The sequence below is a fragment of the Roseobacter fucihabitans genome (assembly GCF_014337925.2).
In the GTDB taxonomy this organism is placed as follows: Bacteria; Pseudomonadota; Alphaproteobacteria; order Rhodobacterales; family Rhodobacteraceae; genus Roseobacter; species Roseobacter fucihabitans.
On the sequence record NZ_CP143423.1, the window covers coordinates 125599 to 140815 of the forward strand.

Annotated in this window: 13 protein-coding genes, 1 tRNA gene and 1 pseudogene; 7 read left to right on the forward strand and 8 right to left on the reverse strand. The window is 57.2% G+C overall.

The window, feature by feature from the left end:
- Positions 1–402: 402 nt before the first annotated feature.
- A tRNA-Arg gene (locus ROLI_RS00595) sits at positions 403–479 on the reverse strand.
- A 217-nt stretch (positions 480–696) separates the two neighbouring features.
- Here ROLI_RS00595 and ROLI_RS00600 point away from each other — a divergent pair.
- Complete coding sequence (locus tag ROLI_RS00600; RefSeq protein WP_187428016.1) at positions 697–3096, forward strand: bifunctional diguanylate cyclase/phosphodiesterase; 2400 nt, start codon at positions 697–699, stop codon at positions 3094–3096.
- A gap of 86 nt (positions 3097–3182) precedes the next feature.
- Here ROLI_RS00600 and ROLI_RS00605 read toward each other — a convergent pair whose 3' ends face one another.
- Complete coding sequence (locus ROLI_RS00605) at positions 3183–4133, reverse strand: DMT family transporter (RefSeq protein ID WP_187428017.1); 951 nt, start codon at positions 4131–4133, stop codon at positions 3183–3185.
- Positions 4134–4263: 130 nt separating this feature from the next.
- The gene (gene leuB, locus ROLI_RS00610; RefSeq protein ID WP_187428018.1) at positions 4264–5370 is read right to left on the reverse strand and encodes a 3-isopropylmalate dehydrogenase; all 1107 of its coding nucleotides are present in this window, start codon (positions 5368–5370) and stop codon (positions 4264–4266) included.
- A gap of 435 nt (positions 5371–5805) precedes the next feature.
- Between leuB and ROLI_RS00615 the strand changes: the two genes are divergently transcribed.
- On the forward strand, positions 5806–6417 hold the full coding sequence (locus ROLI_RS00615) for a DUF2306 domain-containing protein (protein WP_405049018.1): 612 nt from the start codon (positions 5806–5808) through the stop codon (positions 6415–6417).
- On the opposite strand, the gene ROLI_RS00620 is transcribed toward ROLI_RS00615, so the two are convergent.
- From ROLI_RS00620 to leuC, 3 genes are all read right to left on the reverse strand, one after another.
- Positions 6407–7558: an endonuclease/exonuclease/phosphatase family protein gene (locus tag ROLI_RS00620; RefSeq protein ID WP_187428019.1), complete on the reverse strand. Its 1152-nt coding sequence runs from the start codon at positions 7556–7558 to the stop codon at positions 6407–6409. The genes ROLI_RS00615 and ROLI_RS00620 overlap by 11 nt on opposite strands.
- 261 nt (positions 7559–7819) lie before the next feature.
- Positions 7820–8425, reverse strand: a complete 606-nt coding sequence (gene leuD, locus ROLI_RS00625) for a 3-isopropylmalate dehydratase small subunit (protein WP_187428020.1) — start codon at positions 8423–8425, stop codon at positions 7820–7822.
- A 135-nt stretch (positions 8426–8560) separates the two neighbouring features.
- On the reverse strand, positions 8561–9967 hold the full coding sequence (gene leuC / locus ROLI_RS00630) for a 3-isopropylmalate dehydratase large subunit (protein WP_187428021.1): 1407 nt from the start codon (positions 9965–9967) through the stop codon (positions 8561–8563).
- 219 nt (positions 9968–10186) lie between these two features.
- Here leuC and ROLI_RS00635 point away from each other — a divergent pair, with 219 nt between their 5' ends.
- The 4 genes and pseudogenes from ROLI_RS00635 to rlmH all read left to right on the forward strand — a co-directional run bounded on the left by ROLI_RS00635 (position 10187) and on the right by rlmH (position 12533).
- Positions 10187–11518, forward strand: a complete 1332-nt coding sequence (locus ROLI_RS00635; RefSeq protein ID WP_187428022.1) for a mechanosensitive ion channel domain-containing protein — start codon at positions 10187–10189, stop codon at positions 11516–11518.
- Between the two features lie 160 nt (positions 11519–11678).
- Positions 11679–11744: pseudogene (locus ROLI_RS23775) on the forward strand (hypothetical protein); the annotation flags it as partial.
- The gene (gene rsfS / locus ROLI_RS00640; RefSeq protein ID WP_350340415.1) at positions 11719–12039 is read left to right on the forward strand and encodes a ribosome silencing factor; all 321 of its coding nucleotides are present in this window, start codon (positions 11719–11721) and stop codon (positions 12037–12039) included. The pseudogene ROLI_RS23775 and the gene rsfS, both read left to right, overlap by 26 nt.
- A 23-nt stretch (positions 12040–12062) precedes the next feature.
- A complete protein-coding gene (rlmH, locus tag ROLI_RS00645; protein ID WP_187428023.1) occupies positions 12063–12533 on the forward strand; it encodes a 23S rRNA (pseudouridine(1915)-N(3))-methyltransferase RlmH in 471 nt (156 codons plus the stop codon).
- A 30-nt stretch (positions 12534–12563) separates the two neighbouring features.
- On the opposite strand, the gene ROLI_RS00650 is transcribed toward rlmH, so the two are convergent.
- Together ROLI_RS00650 and ROLI_RS00655 are read right to left on the reverse strand one after the other, a co-directional pair.
- On the reverse strand, positions 12564–12878 hold the full coding sequence (locus ROLI_RS00650; RefSeq protein WP_262386342.1) for a hypothetical protein: 315 nt from the start codon (positions 12876–12878) through the stop codon (positions 12564–12566).
- A gap of 71 nt (positions 12879–12949) precedes the next feature.
- The gene (locus tag ROLI_RS00655; RefSeq protein ID WP_262386363.1) at positions 12950–13642 is read right to left on the reverse strand and encodes a DUF599 domain-containing protein; all 693 of its coding nucleotides are present in this window, start codon (positions 13640–13642) and stop codon (positions 12950–12952) included.
- Positions 13643–13733: 91 nt separating this feature from the next.
- On the opposite strand from ROLI_RS00655, the gene ROLI_RS00660 reads away from it, so the two are divergent.
- On the forward strand, positions 13734–15182 hold the full coding sequence (locus tag ROLI_RS00660; RefSeq protein ID WP_187428025.1) for an FAD-linked oxidase C-terminal domain-containing protein: 1449 nt from the start codon (positions 13734–13736) through the stop codon (positions 15180–15182).
- The last annotated feature ends 35 nt before the right edge of the window (positions 15183–15217 follow it).

Below are 15217 nucleotides of genomic sequence, written 5' to 3' on the forward strand. Positions count from 1 at the left end.
TCCAGCGTGCCTCGACATCGCGAAACTTGGCCACCTCGTCGATGAAAGTGAGATCATGAGACGGAATCGTCGTAGTTGCGCGGGTCATGGCGGAGTCCCTTCTGAGCGCAAAGCTTCGGCCTGCGCATCTGGCCGCACTCGGATGGGCGGGACTAATGAGAGTGAAAGGTTCCGGAGCCTTGAGAGCAAACAGTGATCACGGAGCGTGGCTTGTCAAATCAGCGGCGGGCGGCATGGATGGGCTTCATTAGTGCAAGGCTCCTCATGCCCCCTTATAATACTGAAAAGAATATAGAACTTAATGAATAGCAAAGAATTTACGTCGCCAAAAACCCACGTTTGCGCGCACTATTGATTTCTTTTGCGCGCACATCTGGTTTTTCTGGCAGCAGGCCGATGTATTGGTGATCCCGGCAGGAATTGAACCTGCGGCCCCCAGATTAGGAATCTGGTGCTCTATCCAGCTGAGCTACGGGACCACGCGTTTGATCGATACTCCACATCCAATTTCAATGTAAAGGTGGATGTCTTTGTGACGAATGTTGTCAGTGTTTTGCTTTATGAGGCCGGGTACAGCCCAAAATCAGGCGTCAACCAACCCCATGTCTGAGGCATGAAATCCACCTCGACCGTATCAATCATTCCTAAATACTGAGCCGGTAAAGTGAAAACAGGTGGTGTTGAGGGAGTTGTTTTATGGCGCATGATGCTCGCCAGTCCGCTATTGCGCGCTTATCGGGCGGGGTTTCTTCGCTGCTCGGGCTTCAGGACCTTGATGATAGCCACCTGAACGAAGGGGCTGCCAACCGCTTGCGCCGCGAACAGATACGCGGGTCGATTGAGCAGATGCGTGTATTTCTGGCGGGAAATACTTTTTTTGCGCCAACGCTGTCGATGCAGGCCTGGAACAGCGGAATCAACGCGGTGGTGATTGGCTGGACCGTGGTCATGCTACTTTTCTCCTGGCGGCTTTTTTTTTCCTGGAAAGTGACATACCAAACGGATGGTAACCGCAAGGATATGCGCCGTTTCGTGCTGGAGACCTACGCGAATTCTGCAATGTGGGCTTTGGGTATGGTGTGTTTTTATCCGGTCGTGAGCGGCGATCAAAAGGCTGTTCTGACCTGTATTATGGCGGGTAGCCTCGCCCTTGGCACTGTGGGGTTTTCACGTACACCTGCGGCAGCCTTTCCTTATCTGGGAATGCTAACGCTGGTGAGCTTTCTGGTCGCTTTTGGGACGGGTATCGCGACGGGGTCAAGAACGGATTTTCTAATCTCTTTCCTTGCTTTAGTGGCGGGTGCGGGCGTGTTCAACGCTGTTCTGGAACGCGCAAAATCCTCCATGAAGGCCTTTAATGACCACGAACAATTGGTGCAAAAGAGTGAGGTGATCGATCTTTTGCTTAAGGATTACGAGGAACAGGCGACAGAATGGCTCTGGCAAACAAATAGCGCGCTCTGTATCCAAAGCGCACCGCAGCCGGTTTTGGATATGCTGGGGGTTCCACAACATGAGGCGACGCGATTTTGTTTGCTTGGCGCAATCGAGGGTCGTCTATGTGGCAATAGCCTTGACGAATTTTTACGGCTCAAAAAGGCGATCTCTGATCAAGTCGAATTTCACGACATTCTGGTGTTGATCACGGATGTGCAAGATGGGATGCGCCGCTGGATCATGATGCGGGGTCGTCCGCAATATGAAAACGGACAATTCTCTGGGTTTCGCGGTATCTTTGCCGATGCAACCATGACGGTGGAGGCCAAGAAACAAGTGGAGTTTCTGGCTTCACATGACGTTCTGACGGGCATCTATAACCGGAATGCTCTGCAGGATCGGCTGACTGACCTCGATCCTGATCATGAGCATGCGGCAGTTTTTTTGGTTGATCTGGATGGCTTCAAACAAGTGAACGACAGCTATGGTCATGGCGTGGGGGATCGGCTTTTGCAAGTGGTCGCGCGGCGGTTGTGCGATGGCATTGCGGCAAATGATTTTGTCGCCCGCCTCGGCGGAGACGAGTTTCTTGTGTTGATGAAAACACCGCAAGAATTGCCAGTAGCAACGTTGACAGCGATAGGTGATCGAATGGTACGCGACCTGTCGCAGCCCTATCTTGTTGATCATCTTGATTTATCGCTCTCTGCGTCTGTCGGGCTTGCGCGTTTCCCTCAGGATTCCAGAGATGGCGAAGACCTGCTGGTTCAGGTTGATCTGGCCTTGTATGCAGCCAAGAACGGCGGCCGCAATCAGTGCCGGATGTTTGTTCAGGAGATGCAAAAAGGTCTGCAAAAACGGTTGATCATCACGGAACGATTAAAGGCAGCCGTCGCTCGTGAAGAAATCGTGCCCTTCTACCAGCCTCAATACTCGCTCGTGGATGGCGGTCTGGTAGGGTGCGAGGCCCTTGCGCGCTGGGCTGATGCGGAACTGGGGTTTGTCGGGCCGGACATTTTTATTCCCATCGCAGAGCAGACAGGTCTTGTAACCGTCCTGGGCGAACAATTGCTGAAACGGGCTTGTCTGGACGCGCTGACCTGGTCCACGCCGGATCGCGGGCTGGGATGCCCGATGGTTTGCGTCAATATCTCCCCGATACAGTTTGAGCGAGATGATATCGCGAAAATGGTGCGGCGTGTCTTGGACGATACTGGCTTGCCCGCAGCGCGCCTTGAAATCGAAGTCACGGAAAGCGTGCTGATCGCGGATACGCAGAAGGCTGCTGCGACATTGCTTGAACTGAGCGATATGGGAGTCACAATTGCCTTGGACGATTTTGGGACGGGGTATTCGTCGCTGAGCTACCTGCGCTCCCTGCCGCTTAATCGCCTAAAAATTGACCGCACGTTTGTGCGAGATATGCATGAGCGACCCGCCCAACAAATCGTGAATGCAATTATCCAACTTGGAGCGAATTTGGGGCTCTGCGTGATCGCCGAAGGCGTGGAGACCGAGGAGCAGCGACAGATGTTGGCCAAGATGGGGTGTCAGGATGGGCAAGGGTATCTGTTCTCCGCAGCGGTTCCCGCAAGGGATGTCCATCGTCTCATCGAGGCCGCCGTCCCCCAATCTGCAAGGCTGAAAAATGCGCCCTAGGCCAGGCCAATGCCTCGACGGGGGAAGCATTGTGATACCGTTGAGCAAGCGGCATATCCCTTTCGGTGCAAATCGAATTCAGATCGCTACTTTTTGTTTTTGCCGCGCTTTATGAAAGTCGAGATACGTGGGGTCGTACCGGTTTCGGCAGGTGAGCGCGTTCGCAAGACGGGCTGCTCGGAACCCGGAGCCTTGCTTTCACGCAAAACAATGAACAATCCACTGGCGATAATGATTGTGGAGCCGATGATGGTGTATGTGTCAGGCCGTTCGTCAAAGAACATCAAGCCGTAAAACGACGCCCATAGGATTTGTGAATATTGCATCGGGGCGACCACGACGGCCTCACCGGTATTATAGGCAGCGATGAGGAAACGCCCGGCGATCCACGCGAAAACGGCGACGACCCCAAGCTTGCCCAGATCTGCGAGTGGCAGAGGTTCATAAACCAGCGGCAATAACGCGGCCATGACCACGAAATTGGCCATCATCGGGTAGAGCATTATGACAACAGTGCGTTCTTCACGGCCAATCTTGCGCACGATGATGGAGGCAAATGAGCCGCAGATGGCGGATACCAGCGCCGCGAGATGGCCGAGTTCCAGATCGGCCTGTCCGGGGCGCAACACGACCAGAACGCCGGTCAGCCCCACGGCAACTGCAAGCCAGCGGCGCATTTTGACCTGTTCCCCTAAAATAGGGATCGCCAGAATTGTGATCAGCAGGGGGGAGGCAAAGAGGATCGCATAGACCTGCGCCAGGGGGAGTACAGAAAACGCATAAAAAGCACAAAAGCCTGTGATCACCGCCGCAACCGTGCGGGCCATCATCCACCAGGGATGTTTCGGGAGCAAAGTGCCGGGCGTTGCATCGCGCAGCAGGTAGAACATTGCGAGAGGGAAGCTGAACAGGACGCTGAAAAAGACGATCTGCACGGGGGAGTACCCACCGCCGAGCACCTTGATGATCACGTCATGGCTGGCAAATATGCCAAAGGCGACGAGTGCGTAGAGCGCCCCTTTTGCATTCGGGCTCATGGCGTTCTCATGCGTCGCGGCACCGGGATATGAGGTGGTAAAACCCGCTCATCCCGGTTGGTGTATGCATGGCAACTTGCCGCCCGCGCACCAGACGCTCCGCCAACCGGGTATGACCCATGTAATATCATCACAGGCTTTGATCAAGCGCCGCCAGAATTGCATCGCCCATCTGGGTGGTGGTGACGGGAGTGCCGCCATCCTCGCCCATCAGATCCGCCGTGCGCGCGCCATCCGCCAGCACTTTTTCAATGGCGGTTTCAACCCGTGTGGCCTCTTCGCCCTGATCGAATGAATAACGCAATGCCATCGCAAAGCTGAGGATGCAGGCGATTGGGTTCGCCTTGCCTTGTCCGGCAATATCGGGAGCGGACCCGTGTACGGGCTCATAAAGCGCGCGGGGCGGGCCGTCACCCGTGGGAGCCCCGAGGCTTGCCGAGGGCAACATGCCCAAGGATCCGGTCAGCATGGCCGCGCAATCGGACAGGATATCGCCAAAGAGATTGTCGGTCAGGATCACGTCGAATTGTTTGGGCGCGCGCACCAGCTGCATCGCGCCATTGTCTGCATACATATGCGACAGCTCGATATCAGGGTAATCCGCGTCGCGCACCTTTTGCACGACTTCGCGCCACAGGATGCCGCTTTCCATCACGTTGGCCTTTTCCATGGAGCAGACCTTGCTGGACCGGCGCCGGGCCAGTTCAAAAGCGGAGCGTGCCACGCGGTCGATTTCACCCTCAGTATAGCGTTGCGTGTTGATGCCAACGCGTTCGTTGCCCTCTTCGAAAATACCACGCGGCTCGCCAAAATAAACGCCGGAGGTCAATTCACGCACGATCATAATATCAAGACCCGCCACGATGTCTTTCTTGAGCGAGGAGAAATCCGCCAGCGCGTCAAAGCACTGCGCCGGGCGCAGGTTCGAAAACAGGTCCATCTCCTTGCGCAGACGCAACAACCCCCGCTCGGGCTTCACGCTAAAGTCGAGGTCGTCATATTTGGGTCCACCGACCGCGCCCAGCAGCACCGCATCGACCTCAAGCGCACGCGCCATTGTGTCATCATGCAGCGGCGTGCCATGCGCGTCATAGGCAGCCCCCCCCACGAGGTCTTCGCTCACGTCGAAACTCAGATCCCGCTTGTCACCAAACCAGGCGATGACGCGTTTGACCTGATCCATGACCTCCGGGCCGATACCGTCGCCGGCAAGAATGAGAAGGGAAGGGTTGGCCATGATGAGACTCCTGCAACTTATGTCACCAGCGGCCTATCGCGCGACCTGCGCAGGGTCAAGAAGTCGCAGCTGATAATGCACGATGCCGATCAGGTTACAGGCTGGTCTGTGCGCGTTCATGCTCAAGCGGTCATTTCTAGGATTTGGCGGTACATTGCCAAACAGCCGTCGGTTGTCGTTTTGAGCAAACTCCTCGGAATGGAAGTTTCATTGCTGGTGGCTGGCCCGTCCGGGTCATCCTGCACAGTATGCCTCTGCGTTGGTAAGTCGCGGCCCAGAGTGCGATTTTCTGGTATGGATTATCTTCGCAATAGCGCAGTCTCGAAACGCAAAACGTTCAACTGGAAGCCTTGAAACATGCACAAAATGGAGGGTCCTGTGGTATCGAACAGATCACGTAATGTTCTGATCGGTATATGTATCTGCTTTGCAATAGTGGTTTTATTGCCCTTTTCCCTGCACTCATCGCGCCTTGGTCTCACGGGCCTGGCTGCGGCGGATACACTGGATAGCCGCTTTTTCGCGGCAGGGAAAAGCTTCGGCAACCACGCCATTTTCGGGCATATGGTTCTGGGCGGGTTTCTTACGCTTTTGGTGCCTTTGCAACTTTGGGGCACCCTTCGGCGGCGTGCGCCCGCGCTGCACCGTTGGTGCGGACGTTTATTATGTGGTTGTGCCGTGCTGACAGGGGTGGGCGGTTTGGCCTATATCGCGGTGCGCGGGACAATCGGCGGCGCATGGATGAACGCGGGGTTCGCCCTTTATGGTGCCCTGCTGATCATCTCTGCGCTCCAGACCGTCCGATATGCCCTCAAAAACCGTTTTTCGGATCACCGGACCTGGGCCTTGCGGTTGTTCGTGCTCAGCATCGGATCATGGATTTACCGGATCCATTACGGGGTTTGGTACGCTCTGACGGATGGGCTTGCCTCGACCCCGACCTTTGAGGGGCGGTTCGATCTGATCCAGAACTTCGCTTTTTACCTGCCCTATCTTGTGGCTCTCGAAATCTGGCGGCGCTGGCGCAAACCCGTTGTCATCGCGTGATATCGACCCAGACCAGTTTGTGACGGCTGGCGATGCGCGCGGTTTCGCCCAGTTCGGTGCTTGGGTCGGGCCAGAGGACGCCGGAGGCAAGCACGCGCCAGTCCGCCGAGGGCAAGACGTAATCCACCCGCAGATTGCCTGGAACCGGGTCTGTCCAATCCGCGGTGTCCAAGGTGTCGCCAGACACGATTTTACTCCCATCGCTACCGGACATCGGGTCCTGCAAACGGGGGTCTTCGAGGAGCGAAGTGATCGCCGTCTTGATCCCCTCGCCGCCGCGCCGATCCTGATTGAAATCGCCCAGCAGGATGAAACGATCCTGTGGTGCCGGGCCGAATGCGCCGTTCAGGAAATGGTCCCAAAAGGTGATCTCATCATGATTGCGTCTGCCGTTGCGGTCTTCGGGTCCGTCAAACACCGGGGGGCTGGCGTGAAACGTCATCAGATGCACAGGCCCCAGTTCCGGGACGTCGATTGGCACGATCCAATGGCCCGTGGTTGAGAGCCGCTGGATGGCTTGCGCCTCGGGCGAGGGGAAGGGGCCGTCTTCGGTTTGTGGCAGCAACGCGCCGGGAAAGTCCCGCCATAGCAGGGCTGAGAAGTCCTGAACGGCACCTTGATCGATCGGGTAACGGGACAGGATTGCCATGCCGCCCTGGCCCGAGAATTGCCCGTAGCTTTGCGCATCCCGTGCGTCACCCCGTCGCCCATCGCCATCCATATCAAGCCCGGTTGGCATCCCGGTGTTGGGTCGGGCAGAAAACTGGAAGGGGTATTCCACCCCCGCGCCCGCCAGCGCCGCGACATAGGCCGACAGGGCCGCCCCGGTGAGGTCGTAGTCAAAGCCCTGCAGTGCGATGATATCGGCATCGGCCTGCGCAATGATGCGCAGCGTTGCGAGGATTTGGGCGTCTTCGCCGCGCGCGATATCGCGCAACAAGAGACCCGGCCCTTTGCGTTGGAGTTCGGTGTTATAGGTGGCAATCCGCAGAGTTTCCGCAAAAGGAGCGGTGCCGATCAAGGTAAAACCAACCGCGATACAGACGCAGATCAAGGGGCCATTTCTCTGGTTCGGCGGCGCAATCGTGACGCGATACCACTCTGCGCGCGAATGATCGTTCCAATTGGAAAGAAGGCCCATGCAATCAGACTCCAGCGGAGGCGTTGTTTGAGCTTAGCCTATCAGAACACTGCTTGCCTTGACCACTACAGGTTGAAAGAGCACGCAATGGTACGGATTAAAAGTTGCGTGATTGCGTCAGGGGTGCAGCGCCTGTCCACCCATTGTTATACGATTATTACCGCCCAATCGCGCAAGGAGAGCCATTTGCGACCCTATTGTTCGCAAATGATTGTTTGCAAATGGCAAATGGCATCATGGATCAGCGCAAAGGTCAGCCTATCATACCCAGGGACGCGCTTGTGACGCTGCGGCCTCAAAGGTGTCGATGGAGGTGGCTTTTTCCATCGTCAGGCCGATGTCGTCCAACCCGTTCATCAGGCAGTGCTTCTTGAAGGCATCCACCTCGAAGGGGATCACCTCACCGTCCGAGGTCGTGATCGTCTGCGCATCCAGATCGATGCTGATCCGCGCGTTGGAGCCCTTTTCGGCGTCTTTCATCAAGACGTCGACTTGTTCCTGCGGCAGTGCGATTGGCAGGATGCCGTTCTTAAAGCAGTTGTTATAGAAAATATCGGCGTAAGACGGCGCGATGACGCAGCGAATTCCGAAATCCTTGATCGCCCAGGGCGCGTGCTCGCGGCTGGACCCACATCCGAAATTGTCACCGGCCACGAGGATTTCCGCATCGCGGTAGGCGTCCTGATTAAGGATGAACGTCGGAATTTCAGAGCCATCATCGGCGTAACGCATCTCGTCAAAGAGGTTCACGCCTAGTCCCGAGCGTTTGATCGTTTTGAGGAATTGTTTGGGAATGATCATATCCGTGTCGATATTGATCATCGGCATGGGTGCCGCGATCCCGGTGAGTTTGTCGAATTTATCCATCTCAGCTCTCCTGGCCTCTGAAAGGCTCTCGGTGTGACGCCCTAAAACGTCGCGTTGGTTGTCCTATCGCCCCCAGGTGACGCCTTGGGCGTCTCCGAATGCGGCGTAGGGTGGGCTTTCAGGCCACCTTTGTCTCTACATCAAGTCACGCACGTCCGTGAGTTTGCCGGTAATCGCGGCAGCGGCTGCCATGGCGGGTGACATCAAATGCGTGCGCCCACCCCGTCCCTGACGACCCTCAAAGTTGCGGTTCGACGTGGCGGCGCAGCGTTCCCCCGGAGACAGTTGATCAGGGTTCATCGCCAGGCACATGGAACATCCCGCAAGGCGCCACTCAAACCCGGCGTCCTTGAAAATATCGGCCAGGCCCTCTTCTTCGGCCTGTGCGCGCACCAGGCCCGAGCCCGGCACCACCATCGCGCGAATGCCGTTTTTTTTCTTCTTGCCCTTCAGAATGGCGGCGGCGGCGCGCAGATCTTCGATCCGCCCATTAGTGCAGGAGCCGATAAACACCGTGTCGATTTCCACGTCCGACAGCGGCACGCCCGGCGTGAGCCCCATGTAATCCAGAGACCGTTGTGCTGCGCCCACCTTGCCGCCGGTGAAATCGGAAGCCGCGGGGACCGTCGCCGTGATCGGCAAAACATCTTCGGGAGAGGTGCCCCATGTGACCACCGGCGCAATGTCCTCGCCCTTGAGGGTGATGGTCTTGTCCCAATGCGCGTCATCGTCCGAATACAACGTTTTCCACCACGCCATTGCCGCTTCCCATTGCGCGCCTTTCGGAGCGTGCGGGCGCCCCTGGCAATACTCATATGTCTTTTCATCCGGTGCGATCAGACCGGCACGCGCGCCGCCCTCAATCGCCATATTGCAGACGGTCATGCGCCCTTCCATGGACAAATCACGAATCGCCTCGCCGCAATACTCAATCACGTAACCGGTGCCGCCAGCGGTGCCGGTGGCCCCGATCACGGACAGGGTAATGTCCTTGGCGGTGACACCGGGGCGCAATTTGCCGGTGATCTCGACCTTCATGTTTTTGGATTTCTGCTGAATCAGCGTTTGCGTGGCCAGCACATGTTCAACCTCGGAGGTGCCGATCCCATGGGCCAGCGCGCCGAACGCCCCATGCGTCGCGGTGTGGCTATCCCCGCAGACCACGGTCATGCCGGGCAGGGTCCAGCCCTGTTCGGGGCCCACGATATGCACGATGCCCTGACGCACGTCGGACACAGGGTAATAATGGATGCCGAATTCCTTGGCGTTGGTATCGAGCGCTTCGACCTGAATGCGGCTGTCCTCGGTCATGGTGGCGGCATTTGCGCGGTCCAGCGTGGTGGGGACGTTGTGATCCGGCACGGCGATGGTTTTATCCGGCGCGCGTACCGTCCGGCCCGTCATGCGCAACCCTTCAAAGGCTTGCGGAGATGTCACCTCATGCACCAGGTGGCGGTCGATATAGAGCAAGCAGGTGCCATCATCCGCCGCGTGGACAAGATGGGCATCCCAGATTTTATCATAGAGTGTTTTGGGGGACATGTGGTCCTCTCCCGTAATAAGAAAAATGAGCGTTTGGGTCGGCGCGTGCGCCTATTGCCGTGCAAGCACGGTATGGGTCGCCCCAAAAAAGCGTTCGCGCAGTCGCGCGCGGTCGTCCATGTCAAAAACACGTGCCATGACGTTCAGATACAGCGGTCATGGCCTTGCTGCAAGGCCCGGTGACTTGTTGATGTCAAAGCACTGTGCAAATGTCTGCAAATGGCAGATCCGATCGCTAATCTTGAAGAACCCCTTGGGCACGTTTTGATGTCCGTCGATGAAATATGGCACCTCGTTTCGGTTTTCGGAGCGGACCTGATCGAGCCGGGCTGGCGGCAGAATCAGGCCATCATCATTCTGTCCCTCGCGGCGCTTGCCTATCTGCTGCACGGCATATCCGGGCGATTGATCGAGGCGCGCGTGCGGGCCATTGAGGGCTGGTCCAAATGGCAACTGCGCATGATCATCCAGATCAAACGGCGCATGGGTCTGATCCTCTTCGCGCTGATGTCTTATGGCGTTTATGTCGTGATGCAAAACATCACCTGGCCGTCGCGATCCTATATGATCGGGGGGGTATCAACCTTGGCGGCGACCTGGGTGATGATCGCCTTTGCCGCGCGTTTGGTGCGCAACCGCTTTATGCGCCGCATGGTTGTCTATGGGCTCTGGATTTATGTGACATTGCGGTTTGCGGGGCTGGGTGATGAGGTGTCGGCCTTCCTGGATGGGCTGGCCATTGAAATCGGTGATTTCCGTATTTCCATGCTGGCCCTTTTGGTCGCTGCGGTGGTCATCGGGTTGCTGTTCACCGGCGCGCGCCTGGTCAGTACAACCGTGTCGTCGCGCATTCGCATGAACGAAGACATCAGCCCTTCCATGCAGGTGCTTGCGGTCAAAGCCATTCAGATCACGCTTTATGGGTGCGCTTTTTTCATCGGAATCAAAGCCGTCGGGATTGATCTGACCGGGTTGGCGGTTCTGTCCGGGGCCATCGGTGTCGGTCTGGGGTTTGGTTTGCAAAAGGTCGTCTCGAACCTTGTCTCGGGTGTCATTATCTTGCTGGATAAATCCATCAAACCGGGGGATGTGATCTCGCTTGGCGAAACCTTCGGCTGGATCAACGCGCTTGGAGCGCGGTATGTGAGCGTCGTGACGCGGGACGGGCGGGAATACCTTATCCCGAACGAAGATCTCATTACCGGGCAGGTGGTGAACTGGTCGCATTCGGATCAATATGTGCGTCTCGATATCTATTTTGGCACGTCTTACGGCTGTGATCCGCATAATGTGCGCCGCCTTGCCATTGAGGCGGCGTCGGGGGTGGATCGGGTGCTGTCGCATCCAAAACTGCCCGTCTGTCATATTGTCGGATTCGGGGACAGTTCCGTTGATTACATCCTGCGGTTCTGGATCAGGGACCCCACGGGGGGGCTGACGAACATCCGCGGGAACGTATATCTTGCACTTTGGGACATCTTCAAAGCCAATGATATTTCAATTCCCTTCCCGCAGCGCGAAGTGCGAATGCTGGACCCGATGCCCGATTAACGGATAATTTACCCTGTCATTGAATTGTTGCACCGCAGTTGTTATCCTTGTTCCATCCCAGCGCCGGGGGTCTGTCGGCGCGTTCAAAGGAGGACAATGTCCTGTCAATCCATGCTGAGGCAGCCATCGCTGCTCAAAACGGGCAAGCAGTAATGGTCACTGCTACCGACACAGCCACCAGCGACGCGCTTCTGGCAACCATTCTTTCATCCCTTTCCGACGATAAGGCCGAGGATATCGTGCAGATTGATCTGCGCGGCAAGACCGAGATCGGTGACTATATGGTCATCTGTTCCGGGCGTTCGACCCGTCAGGTCTCGTCGATTTCGGAAAAGCTCGCGCAGAAGGTCAAAGACGACTACGGCCGCACCGCGAAGATGGAGGGCAAGGACACTGGTGATTGGGTCCTGATCGACACAGGCGATGTGATCGTGCATGTTTTCCGCCCGGAAGTGCGCGAATTCTATCAGCTGGAGAAGATGTGGCAGCCCGTTTCCGGCCCGGAGACAGCCGCGAACTGAGTCCATAGCGCGGTGGCCTGATCATGCGTGTGCACATCATTGCGGTCGGACGCCTTCGGGCGGGGCCGCAAAAAGATCTGATTGACGACTACCTGAAACGATTTGATCGCACGGGCAGGGCGCTGAGCCTTGGCCCGGCGCAGGTTGTTGAGGTGGATGACCGCAAGGCTTCCGGTATGGGAGCTGAGGCGGAATTACTGCGTCGCGCGGTGCCCGAAGGGGCCATCAACGTGGTTCTGGACGAACGGGGGCGCGTGGAAACCTCGCCCGAATTCGCAAAACGTATCGGCGCGTGGCGCGACGCCGGGAGCCGGGACCTGGCGCTTATCATCGGGGGCGCGGACGGTTTGGCCCCGGCATTGCGCGCAGAAGCCGATTTCAAGCTGTCCTTTGGCAAGATGGTCTGGCCGCATATGCTGGTGCGTGTGATGTTGGCAGAGCAACTCTATCGTGCCGCCTCAATTCTATCGGGCGGCCCCTATCACCGCGAATAACCATTTGTGCCGCCGTCAAAACGGGGCAATTCAGCGCAAGTTGACGATCACCGTCTGCGGGTTCCAGCCACCGGGCAGGTCGCGCGCCTGTATTTGCACCTGCGCAGTACCTTCGGGGATACGCACCCCGGAAAGCGACCGCGTGAAGGGCTGCTCCTGAACATGGGGATGGGCCAGAATGCGGATCGCGATTTGATTGCCCTGCATATCCAGCACGCGCCAGGCGTCCGCATAGTGGTCCCAGCCGGTATCGGGATGAGAGATTGTCACGTCAAAACGCCAACCATCCCCGGATTTCCGTGCTTTGACATTGTCGATCCGGGGCGGTTCCGCAAACGCAGTCATTGCTGATAAAATCAAAACCAATATGGCGTATTTCATTTCGGGCCCAACCAAGCGATAGCGATCTGCATCATTTAAGAAGCCAAGAGGATTTTACGAGACACCGAGGCAAATTCTCGGCGCCAGATGACGGTTACGGTGCAAAACGCGGCAAGGATGAGCGGAATCGGTCCGGCCAGCCAGGCGGCTGCGGCGAGTGCAAAATAAAGCGATCTGAGGCCACGGTTGAAGCTCTTGGTCCCGGTGATATTAATCTGGGCGGCTTTTTCCGCGAACTTATAAGCGTCCGGATGTTTGGGATCATTCGGCACTGCGCCCATCAGCACCGAGCAATAGCCAAACAACCGGTTGGCCCAGACGAATTTGAGAAAGGCATTAGTCAGGAACAGCGTCAGCACCATCAGCTTTAATTCCCACACGATGGTGGGATGATCCAGCAGGGTAATATCGGAGGCGACACCGGCGAGGCGTTCGGCATTTCCGATCACCGCGAGCGTGCCGCCAATGGCCACCATGGAAGTGGAGGCGAAAAAGGCGGTCCCCTGACGCAGGGTCCCCAGGACATGGGCATCAAAAATGCGCGGCTCTCTCGTCACCATTTGCCGCATCCATTCTTGCCTGTAGCTGGCCATGATAAGCGATGTTGAGAGGTGTTTGGGCGAAGGGTGCTCCACGCGAAGCCCAATGCCGACCCACAATACAAAGAGCAGGGCCACAGCGGCGAAATCCAGGGGCTGAAACAGGGTAATGCGGTCCATGAAGGTCATGGCATGACGCATCGCATCTCTGATAAAGCTTGCCAATGGGTCAAATTGGTAATAATACTTTACCAAATAGAGGTCAAGTGGAGGAATACCCATGGAAATGCCGATTCCCGATCCGAATGTGCTGGCCCGTAAATCGCGGGTTGTGTCGCGTTTGCAGTCCGTCTTGCCGATGGACGCCGTGATCCATGAGGTCGCCGAAACGCGTGCCTATGAGTGTGATGCTCTGACAGCCTATAAGTGCCCCCCGATGGTGGCGGTGCTCCCGTCGAGCACTGAGGAGGTGTCACAGGTTCTAAAAATTTGCCATGAAGAGGGCGTTCCGGTGGTGCCACGCGGATCCGGCACGTCGCTTGCCGGTGGGGCCTTGCCGACGGCGGATTGCGTCATACTGGGCGTGGCGCGGATGAATGACGTGCTCGAAACCGACTATGACAACCGGGTCATCCGGGTGCAGACCGGGCGCACGAACCTAAGCGTGACGGGTGCTGTGGAGGAGAACGGCTTCTTTTATGCGCCCGATCCGTCCAGCCAATTGGCTTGCGCGATTGCGGGCAACATCGCGATGAATTCGGGCGGCGCGCATTGTCTTAAATACGGTGTCACGACAAACAACCTTTTGGGCGTGACCATGGTGATGATGGATGGCGCGGTCGTCGAAATCGGCGGGGCCTATATGGACAGCGGCGGGCTGGACCTGCTGGGCCTCATTTGCGGCTCCGAAGGGCAGTTGGGTGTGATCACCGAGGCGAGCCTGCGCATCCTGGCCAAACCGGAAGGCGCGCGCCCCGTTCTGATGGGGTTTGATGACAGCGAGGTCGCGGGGGCCTGCGTCAGCGACATCATTAAGGCGGGGGTTCTGCCGGTCGCGATTGAATTCATGGACCGTCTCTGCATCGAATCCTGTGAAAAATTCGCCCAGGCGGGGTATCCACTGTGCGAAGCGTTGTTGATCGTGGAGGTCGAGGGTTCACCCGCCGAGATCGACCACCAATTGTCGCTGATCATGGAAATTGCGCGTCGCCACAACCCCGTTGAGCTGCGCGAAAGCAAATCCGCTGAGGAGAGTGCCAAAATCTGGTTGGGTCGCAAATCCGCCTTTGGCGCGATGGGCCAGATCAACGATTACATGTGTTTGGACGGCACGATCCCAGTGAGCTCGCTGCCCTTCGTGCTGCGCCGCATCGGCGAGATGTCCAAGGAGTACGGGCTGCAGGTCGGCAATGTTTTCCACGCAGGGGACGGGAATATGCACCCGCTGATCCTGTTTGATGCCAATAAACCGGGTGATCTGGAGCTTTGCGAGGAATTCGGGGCCGAAGTGCTCAAGCTCTGCGTCGAGGCGGGCGGGTGCCTGACCGGAGAACATGGCGTCGGCATCGAAAAGCGGGATCTGATGTCGTACCAATATACCCCCGAGGACCTTGAGGCGCAGATGTCGGTAAAGGATGTGTTTGATCCGCACTGGTTGTTGAACCCGGCCAAGGTCTTTCCGCTGGCCTCCTCGGATGCGCGCCGAACTGTGGCACTGGCGGCAGAGTAACCATCCGATTGCGGTGAAACCTCGATATATTGGAC

Excerpts from the sequence above, each read along its gene's own strand:
- leuD (WP_187428020.1), bottom strand. The coding sequence starts at position 8,425 with ATGGATAAATTCGACAAACTCACCGGGATCGCGGCACCCATGCCGATG.
- ROLI_RS00600 (WP_187428016.1), top strand. The coding sequence starts at position 697 with ATGGCGCATGATGCTCGCCAGTCCGCTATTGCGCGCTTATCGGGCGGG.
- rlmH (WP_187428023.1), top strand. The coding sequence starts at position 12,063 with ATGCGTGTGCACATCATTGCGGTCGGACGCCTTCGGGCGGGGCCGCAA.
- ROLI_RS00635 (WP_187428022.1), top strand. The coding sequence starts at position 10,187 with ATGGCAGATCCGATCGCTAATCTTGAAGAACCCCTTGGGCACGTTTTG.
- leuC (WP_187428021.1), bottom strand. The coding sequence starts at position 9,967 with ATGTCCCCCAAAACACTCTATGATAAAATCTGGGATGCCCATCTTGTC.
- ROLI_RS00620 (WP_187428019.1), bottom strand. The coding sequence starts at position 7,558 with ATGGGCCTTCTTTCCAATTGGAACGATCATTCGCGCGCAGAGTGGTAT.
- leuB (WP_187428018.1), bottom strand. The coding sequence starts at position 5,370 with ATGGCCAACCCTTCCCTTCTCATTCTTGCCGGCGACGGTATCGGCCCG.
- ROLI_RS00605 (WP_187428017.1), bottom strand. The coding sequence starts at position 4,133 with ATGAGCCCGAATGCAAAAGGGGCGCTCTACGCACTCGTCGCCTTTGGC.
- ROLI_RS00655 (WP_262386363.1), bottom strand. The coding sequence starts at position 13,642 with ATGACCTTCATGGACCGCATTACCCTGTTTCAGCCCCTGGATTTCGCC.
- ROLI_RS00660 (WP_187428025.1), top strand. The coding sequence starts at position 13,734 with ATGGAAATGCCGATTCCCGATCCGAATGTGCTGGCCCGTAAATCGCGG.
- ROLI_RS00650 (WP_262386342.1), bottom strand. The coding sequence starts at position 12,878 with ATGACTGCGTTTGCGGAACCGCCCCGGATCGACAATGTCAAAGCACGG.